This is a genomic window from Paenibacillus harenae DSM 16969 (assembly GCF_000422465.1).
Classification (GTDB): Bacteria; Bacillota; Bacilli; order Paenibacillales; family Paenibacillaceae; genus Pristimantibacillus; species Pristimantibacillus harenae.
Genome location: NZ_KE383842.1, coordinates 510,956 through 517,834 on the forward strand (window position 1 = coordinate 510,956; position 6,879 = coordinate 517,834).

Consider the following 6,879-nt stretch of genomic DNA (forward strand, 5'->3'; position numbering starts at 1 on the left):
TACGGACGAATGGAGGCTTCTACTCGGCTATGGGAAGCGGTTAGGCCGCAGGCAAGGGTTGGTGAATCAGCCCCGGGCATTCGCCGACCCCCGCATTCTGCGCCGATAGGCGAAATGGTTCGTCGGACCGTGTCCGGCACCAATGCCCAGCTGGTCTTCAATGGCGGCCTGGATGAAGCCTTTGGCGGTGGCAATCGCCTCTTCCACCGGCTTGCCAGCGGCTAATTCCGCGGTAACCGCCGCCGAATACGTGCAGCCGGTGCCATGCGTATGTGGCGTATCGATCCGCTTGCTTTCCATATACGTGAACCGCTCCCCGTCGTAAACGAGATCAACGATCCGTTCATGGCCGGATGCGTCGTGACCTCCTTTTATGACGGCATATCGCGAGCCCATCTGGACGATGCGCTTCGCCGCTTCTTCCCGGTCGCTTAACGTCCGGATCGCCATTCTCGTCAGCAGCTCCGCCTCCGGAATGTTGGGTGTCGTGACGAGCGCCAGCGGGATTAGATGCTTGACCAACGATTGGATCGCCTCCTGCTGAAGCAGGGCGGAGCCGCCCTTGGCGACCATTACCGGGTCGATCACGAGCTTCTTCCATTCATATTGCCGCACGCTGTCCGCTACGAGACGGATGATTTCCGAACTGAACAGCATCCCCGTCTTAACGGCTTGCGGCGTCAGATCCTCGCCGATCGAGTCCAGCTGTCCGCTTATCGCCGCATATTCCATGGGGTAGACGCCCTGCACGCCAAGCGTGTTCTGGGCGGTAACGGCGGTAATAACGGACATGCCGTAAGCGCCTAGCTCCTGGAAGGTTTTCAGGTCAGCCTGGATGCCCGCGCCGCCGCCGCAGTCGGAGCCCGCAATCGATAATGCTTTATATGCCTTCATTGCCATGAATAAAATCCTCCTCCAATTCGCTTTGCAAAATAAAAACCGCTCGTCTCCGAAGGAAACGAGCGGTTACGAACGTTCAACAAGGCTAATGCCTTATGATTGTAGGCGCTGCTCCACTTCCCTCCGCTGGAATGATCCAGATCAGGTTCCAAGGGTCCGGAGCATGCGCCCCGTCTCAGCCGTTAGGCTCCCCTAGTGAATAAATAGGTCAATATTTGATTTGTTTTTTTTCTACTATAGCATACACTGGAGAGATATAAACGACAATGATCAGAAAAAAGCGGGGAACAGAATGAAAAACTTGCTCGTTACCGGCTACCGTGCGCATGAGCTCAATATTTTCAGCCAAAAGCACGAAGGCATTATTTATATTAAAAAAGCGCTGACCCGCAAGCTGGTTCCCCTTATGGAAGAAGGGCTGGAGTGGGTCATAACCCCCGGCCAGTACGGCGTGGACTTGTGGGCGTGCGAGGTCGTCATTGCGCTCAAGGAAATGTATCCGGAGGTGAAGCTGTCGATTCTATCGGCCTACAGAAATCCGGAGGAGAAATGGAAGGACGATAAGAAGGAGTACTACGAGCAGGTGCTGAAGGGAGTCGACTATTATGCGGCGGTCAGCAAGCAGCCCTACAGCGGCGTATGGCAATTCACGGCGCGGGACGAGCTGCTGTTCCGGAAGACGGACGGCATTTTGCTCGTATACGACGAGGATGCGGGCGAAGGGAGTCCGAGATTTTTTAAGGAAAAGGCGCTTAAGAAACAACAGACGGATGGTTACGAGTATATCAGCATCAGCTCCGAAGACATTCAAAGCATTGCGGATGAGGAGCTGTTCGAATAATGGCTGTTCCATAACAGGTTATCTCAGCCGGTCCGTAGGGGGCCTTGCCGGATAGCCTTTTTTTACGGATCCATTGACATGCGGCGAAAGTTCCATTATGATCTGTTTTAAATAGCATCTAATTAGATATTCATTAAATAAGCTAAATGGAATTGAGGTAACGATCTTGCAATTAGATAAGGTAGTTGCGTATCACAAAGCGCTCGCGGACCCGACGAGAATTAAAATGCTGATCATGCTGGCCGGCGGAGAGCTTAACGGACAGACGCTGGCGGAAAAGCTCGGCGTTTCACCGGCAACTGTCACTCATCATGCGGCGAAGCTGCGCGAAGCCAGCTTGATCAATGAGCGGAGAGAGAAGAACACCATCTATTTTTGTTTGAACGACTACTTCATTAAGAGCAACGCGAATGCCGCGGAGAAGCTCATTTATCGGAATGCCGAACGGGAAGGAGGAGAGAATGCTATGGAAGAGAGCAATAAGCGCCTAAAGGATTCGGTGATTCGCAATTTCTTCACGTCTGACGGCAGGCTGAAGCATATACCGGTTCAGCTCAAGAAAAAATTAATCGTGCTCCAGCATCTCGCAGATCAGCTGGCGAAGGGGCAGACGTACACGGAAAAAGAAATAAATGCGTTCATTAAACGATTTCACGACGACTTCGCCACGATACGGAGGGAGTTTATCATGCATCAGCTCATGTATAGGGAGAAGGATGTTTATGAGCTGAACCCGCCGGAGCTCTGGGCAAAATGGGAAACGTTGTCCTAATATTTTCATTGACACTCCCGAATTTATATTGGTATACTATGGAACATTAGATACCCGATTAAATTCATCGGAATTAATCAACGGAGGTCATGAATATGAGAAGATTTCAAGCTTCATACGTCAAGCTGGCGGCGGCACTCCTCTTATCGTTTTCTGTTATTTTTACGCAATCGGCTGTCTTTGCCGCAACTCCGGCAAATGCCGTAACGGTTTCCCATGAGGACGGGGCGGCGGAGTACAAGCAATTTTTGAAAGAAAAGCTTGGCATTGAGTTGACAGAAAAGGTTACGAAAGGCGATTTCATTGAAGCGGTTGCGGATGCGCTCGGCTATAAGCCTTCCGGTGCGGAAGTGACCTTCACGGACTTAACGCCGGAAGACGCTTTGTTCGAATCCGCAGCCGCCTTGTATGAGAATGGAATCCTGTCCGGGCCGGCCGTTCAAGGAGAGCAAGCGCTCACGGCCTCTACTGCGGTCATAATCGCGGTGCGGGCGGCGGATTTGAAGGAGCTCGCATATACGTACCCTGCAGCCAAGGTGAATAAGGCGCTTAGCAAGCTCAAGTTGACGAGCAGCTCGCTGGGCGCAAAGACTGCGCAGGAAGTGGCGGCGGCAGTAGATACAGGCTTGCTGCCTTCCGAATTGTACGCGAGCTTTAAGCCCAAAAACGTTGCCGGCGACCAACTGATCCATACGCTGCTTGGCAAGGTTCTGATTACGAAAGGCCTTTACAAGAAATATATCGGTTATGTCAATGACGCCGATATCTATTCGAAGCTAAGCGCGGCTTATGAAGCATCCGATATTATCGATGCGCCTAAGCTGCAGGGACTTGTGAATACGGCGCTCAAGCAGGAGCTTATTACAGGCTACAGCTTGAAGGATTCCCGTTTCGAGCCGAACTTTATCGACTCGCTGTCACTTACATACGGGCATTCCGATCTGAAGCATGCAATCCAGCTTATCGGGCTGCTTCGCAGCGAAGGCATTAATGCGAAGGTACAGTTCGAGCCGAAGACATCCGCATTTATTTTTCTGGCGGAGTGGGGCGAGCCGGGGCCTAACGTCGTTCAAATCGAGAACGGCAATTACATTAACTACGATAAGGAATTCGATATTGCTTTTGAATTTGCCGGCGAGAAGGACAAAGCGGCATTCGATCAAATCATTCTAACGTTCGCGAAGAAGAATGAAGACAACCAAGCCGGTTTGATCTACGGCTCGTGGTGGCAGCCGCTTTACTTTACAACATCGGAACTGCAGAATTACGAGAAAATAACGAATCATTTTATTACCGATAAGGACAGCCCTTATACCGTTAATTCCTTCTCCTTAAACGAGGATTCCGAGAAGGTTGTCGCAGGGCTGAAGGCGATCGATCCCGATGCCGCCATTCTTCCGTATGAAATCTGGGCAGATAAGCCGTTCTTCCGTTACCTGCACGGTGAGTCGCAGTAATCTTTCACCAGCGCTCAGAAAACGCAGAAGTCCGTACATAAAAATAACCGTCCGGTCGTTGTCCGGACGGTTATTTTTATGATTAATGGACTTTGAAATGAATCGTCTCCGCCACCGCCTTCCGCTTGTTCAGATCCAGCAGGGCATCCGCTCCTTGCGGGGTCAGCTTTACGGCAGCGTCTGCTCCGGCTTGAATGGCTGGTATGCGGAGCAGGACCGTACGACCATGAAGCGAAGCGGTTGCCGCGACTCTGCTGCCGCCTACGGTCAGCTCGAAGGCGTTGGCCGGGTTGCCCGTCACTTCCTCGCTCAGCGTAAGGAAGACGACCGTCGACCAGCTTTCGACGGCTGTGATTTGCGGATGGGCGTTGTCGCTGCCCGATCCGGTGAATTTAACCTCGCCTCGGCCGGAGCCGGCGTCGAGGAGCTTGCCTTGAAGATCCGTAATGCGCCGGCTTTCGGAAACGTAGGTCAGCTTATACGATTTGTCCGGGCGCAGCGGCCCGGCAACTCCGGCATACAGGCGAATGATCACCTTCCTGCCATCCTCGGATGCCTGAAATCCTGCATATGTGCCTGCAGTCAGGCTAATGCCGCTGTTATCCGTCTCATTGCGCAGCGTATACACATCTTGATCTGCACCCGTTACGGGCTCGGTAAATTCGATTTCAAACGTGTAACGGTCTTTGGCCGTTACCGATTGTATCCGCGGAGCGGCATTGTCCGCAGAAGAACCCTTAAAAGCGACCTCGTAAGGCTTCGAATCTTTTTCCGTCAGCAAGCCGTTCCAGCCTGGCGCATCCGTGACGTCCCCGCCTCCGCCGAGACGGTACGTTTTGCCTGCTTCAAGCTTCGTTTCCAGATTCAGCGTGACTTGCGTGACGATTTTGTTCCTATCGTTCAACTGGTCGCCGGCAATCTGTATGGTTTTACCGTCTTCATCCGTCAGGCGGAAGGAGACGGCGCTGACATTTTTGACAGGCTCGCTGAAATAGACGGTGACGGACGATTCATTAACGGCTTCCGCCTTCGTCACTTCCGGCAGTCTGTTTCTTTCGTCTATGCCGGCAAACTGCCGGATATTGTCGTTACCCGATGTCAACAAGCCCGGAAGACCCGTGATCCTCGCTGCATAGACATGACCTTCCACGAACAGGGCAGGATTGGCGTTATCCGATCTCCGAAGCTGGAAGCGCAGCGCGCGATCCTCGCCCTTCTTCTCCGTGAAGCTGTACTGCCAGCCCGACATCGAGACGGGAGAGCCATTATCTGAGACGATATCGAGACTAAGCTCGGAGAGGGAGATGCCGGTTAATGAACGGTTGAAATAAACGTCGAACATATTTTCGTTAATCACTTGGATGTGCATAAAAGCAAGCGGCGCGACTGCGGTTTTCCCTTCGCCGGCAAAAGACAGCTTCGTGTCTGCAGCGATAGGATTGCCGGATTTATCTTTAATTCCGTTCAAGGTCAGCGTATAGGCTTTGCCGCTCGTCTGGTCGATCGTCGAAAGCGTCACCGTCCTGTCGCTCTCCTTATATTCGGCTCTCCACGTGCTGCCGAGTCCTCCGTCCAGCACGTAGTTTTCCTTGCGTTCCGCCGTGCCGGCATCAAGCGCTTCGCTGAAGGTCAGCACCAGTTTATTTTCCGCTAGCGTAATCCCGGTGACAGCCGGAGCCGTCTTATCCACAACGGAACCGAAGTGTAGATCGTTTCTCGTGTTCATGGCATTGCCCGCCAGGTCTTTTACGTTCTTGACCGTGAGCGTGTAGACGGTCGCAGCGGTTTGTGCGCCGGTCGTAATCGTCACCTTCCGGTTATCCGAGGCCAGCGTGACGCTGCGGACGGACAGGTTTTTGTTGAAGCTGTAATTCGCCTTGTTCTCCGCGCTGCTTTTGTTAAGCGCTTCGCTGAAGACCAGCTCGATTTTGGCATCGGCTGTGATGATGCTTGAAACGATATACGGCTTCGTCGTATCGCGCAGGGATACCTTGTATATCCACGTGTTTCCTTCCACCCGCAGCCTGTAGTTCTCTCCGTCATACTGCCAATCCGTCGTAATGAATATACGTTTGCCGTCTGCGCTCAACGAAACATGCGAAATGCCGACCGCTTTGCCGTTGTCCGTCTCAAGCGCGAATTGATCGGTCGTCACGGAGCTTACCGACGTCCGGAGATCGACCTGTACGGCATTGTTCGAAATGGCCTGCACGGCGGTGACATCGAGCTTCTTGCGTTCCGGATCCTTCTCGGGATGCTTATCGATGAAAATGGCATAAGCGGCTTGCACGAGCAGCGACCGGATCGCATTCGCCTTGTAATTCGCCTGCTCGGGAATCCATCCTTTGCCGAGCGCGATGCCGACATCCCTCCTTGCCCAAGCGGATACGCTGCCGTAAACCGCTTCCGAAGAGGAGCCGGAAGCGCCATACGCTCTGACGAGTACGACGGCCAGCTGTTCGATCGTCACGTTGGAGGCGGGATCGAACCTGCCTTTGCCCACTCCTTCCATCAGGCCGGCGCGGGAGACGGCATGAATCTCGCCGGACGACCACCTCGTTCCCGGCACGTCCTTATAGGGCGGCTTTGTATGATCTTTTTTTAACGCCCAAAGCCGAAATAACACCGCTGCAAATTGCTCGCGCGTCATCGCGCTGCTCAATCGCGCGCTTCCATCCTCAAATCCGGTAAAAATACCTTGTTTGACCAGGAAGACGTACTTTTCCTCCGTGCTGAGACCTGCGGCTTGAACGGCTGCGAGCGGAACGGTTCCGAACAACAAGGCAACGGACAGCATGATCATTAGCAGCTTTTTAATGGTTAACGCCTCCTAAAAGTTTTGTGTAGCTTTGCTTCCTGAATAGGGATCGCAACAAAACTGGCATCGGAAGCATACGCTAAGTTTTGTG

At 52.9% G+C, this 6,879-nt stretch carries 5 protein-coding genes and 1 riboswitch; of the genes, 3 read left to right on the forward strand and 2 right to left on the reverse strand.

Going from position 1 to position 6,879, the window contains the following annotated elements; genetic code table 11:
- Nucleotides 1–66: 66 nt before the first annotated feature.
- A complete protein-coding gene (gene thiD, locus H581_RS0112400) occupies nt 67–894 on the reverse strand; it encodes a bifunctional hydroxymethylpyrimidine kinase/phosphomethylpyrimidine kinase (protein WP_028610264.1) in 828 nt (275 codons plus the stop codon).
- Nucleotides 895–1,001: 107 nt separating this feature from the next.
- A riboswitch (TPP riboswitch) is annotated at nt 1,002–1,104 on the reverse strand.
- Between the two features lie 88 nt (nt 1,105–1,192).
- On the opposite strand from thiD, the gene H581_RS0112405 reads away from it, so the two are divergent.
- From H581_RS0112405 to H581_RS0112415, 3 genes are all read left to right on the forward strand, one after another.
- On the forward strand, nt 1,193–1,741 hold the full coding sequence (locus H581_RS0112405) for an SLOG family protein (protein WP_028610265.1): 549 nt from the start codon (nt 1,193–1,195) through the stop codon (nt 1,739–1,741).
- 166 nt (nt 1,742–1,907) lie between these two features.
- The gene (locus H581_RS0112410) at nt 1,908–2,513 is read left to right on the forward strand and encodes a DUF2087 domain-containing protein (protein WP_028610266.1); all 606 of its coding nucleotides are present in this window, start codon (nt 1,908–1,910) and stop codon (nt 2,511–2,513) included.
- Nucleotides 2,514–2,608: 95 nt separating this feature from the next.
- On the forward strand, nt 2,609–3,970 hold the full coding sequence (locus H581_RS0112415) for a hypothetical protein (RefSeq protein ID WP_028610267.1): 1,362 nt from the start codon (nt 2,609–2,611) through the stop codon (nt 3,968–3,970).
- Between the two features lie 82 nt (nt 3,971–4,052).
- Here the strand turns inward: H581_RS0112415 and H581_RS0112420 are convergent, their stop codons facing one another.
- A complete protein-coding gene (locus H581_RS0112420) occupies nt 4,053–6,773 on the reverse strand; it encodes an Ig-like domain-containing protein (RefSeq protein WP_028610268.1) in 2,721 nt (906 codons plus the stop codon).
- Nucleotides 6,774–6,879: the final 106 nt, after the last annotated feature.